The 1,597-nt window shown below is 60.8% G+C and carries 2 protein-coding genes; both read left to right on the top strand.

Features of this window, described 5'->3' with window-relative positions; genetic code table 11:
- On the top strand, positions 1 to 914 hold a 914-nt coding region (locus ABYB95_RS23195; protein WP_372662626.1), incomplete at its 5' end, for a Bug family tripartite tricarboxylate transporter substrate binding protein.
- Positions 915 to 968: 54 nt separating this feature from the next.
- The coding region (locus tag ABYB95_RS23200; RefSeq protein WP_372662631.1) for an FAD-dependent oxidoreductase at positions 969 to 1,597 on the top strand (629 nt) is incomplete at its 3' end.

Below are 1,597 nucleotides of genomic sequence, written 5' to 3' on the forward strand. Positions count from 1 at the left end.
CTGTCGCTTCCGCACAAGAGTGGCCGCAGGGTACCGTACGGGTGGTGGTTCCATTTGACGCGGGGTCTACGCCCGACTTGGCGGCTCGCCTTGTCGGAGACCGGCTGTCCGCGAAATTCCATCAGCCTTTCGTGGTTGAGAACAAGAGCGGTGCTGCGGGAAACATCGGTACCGACGCCGTTGCCAAATCAAGTCCCGATGGTCGAACGATCGGTGTGAGCATTGCTGGCCCACTGGGTGTCAACGCACTGATCTTCAAGAAAGTACCGTACAACGCGGCGAAGGACATTGACCTGATCACCGTCGCGGTGTCACAGCCTTCCGTTTTGGTCGTGAGCAGCAAGCTGGCCACGACCGACCCGAAGCAGCTGTTGGCCATGCTCAAAGGGCAGACCAAACTCAGTTATGCCTCCATCGGAGCAGGCTCGATTTCGCATTTGGCAATGGCCGCCCTGGTTGCTCAAGCGGGGGGTGATGTCGTGCACGCGCCTTACCGGGGGTCGGGCGCGGCTGTCATTGCGGTGCTCACCAGCGAAGTGGACATGGCGCTCCTGCCTGCGGCGGCTGTCATGCCGCACGTCAAAGCGGGAAAACTCCGTGCCTTGGCGGTGGCCTCTCCAACACGGTCACCCTCGCTGCCCGAGCTGCCAACGCTGGCTGAGAGCGGTCTTCCAGACATCAAGGCGGATGCGTGGATTGGTTTCATTGCGCCCGCCAAGACGCCTGCCGCTGTGGTGAAGAGCCTTCACGACCAAATCGTGCAAGTTCTGGCCGAGCCCGAGATCCGCGACAAGCTCCGTGCGCAATACATGGACCCGGTCGGGAACTCGCCCGATGAGTTCCGCAAGCTACTGGCCTCAGACGTGGCGCGCTGGAAGCCGGTCATCGAGCAGAACTCGATCACGCAGGACTGAAGACCACCCCCATTTGTAGAGAAATCCAATCGCCAGGCCCTAGGAACACGAAGAATGACACTCGCCCAATCAACACTTGTGGAACCAGCTCGCAACTTGCCCGTCGTCGGCGAATACGACGTGGTGGTGGTTGGGGGTGGTCCGGCCGGCCTTGCCGCTGCCGCCAGCGCTGCACGCAGGGGAGCCCGCACACTGCTTGTGGAGTCCTACGGATTTCTTGGGGGAATGGGCACCGCAGGGGGGGTCACCAACTTTGCGGGTCTCTATGGTCGCCATCGTGGTGAGATGCGTCAACTCGTTCACGGTGTCGTGGACGAGTTGCTCTCCCGTCTCGATGCACTCGGCGGACTGAACAAACCACAGGATGGCATGCAAGGGCGGATTCGGGTTCGGTCGTACGACACATCCATCTACAAGTGCGCGGCTGACCAGTTCTTGCTTGCCGCCAATGTCAAATTGTTGTTTCACGCGCGTGCCTCCGCAGTGGTGATGGACGGTCAGCGGATATCGGCCCTCGTTGTCGAGACAAAGTCCGGTCGGCAGGCTGTGCGTGCCAATGTGTTCATTGACTGTTCGGGTGATGCCGACGTCGCAGCCTTTGCAGGGGTTCCGCATGCTATCGGCGATGGCGAAGGCAGTGGTCTCTTTCCCACGACCATGTTTCGCGTTGGCCATGTGGATGC

This window comes from Hydrogenophaga sp., assembly GCF_041633695.1.
In the GTDB taxonomy this organism is placed as follows: Bacteria; Pseudomonadota; Gammaproteobacteria; order Burkholderiales; family Burkholderiaceae_C; genus Hydrogenophaga.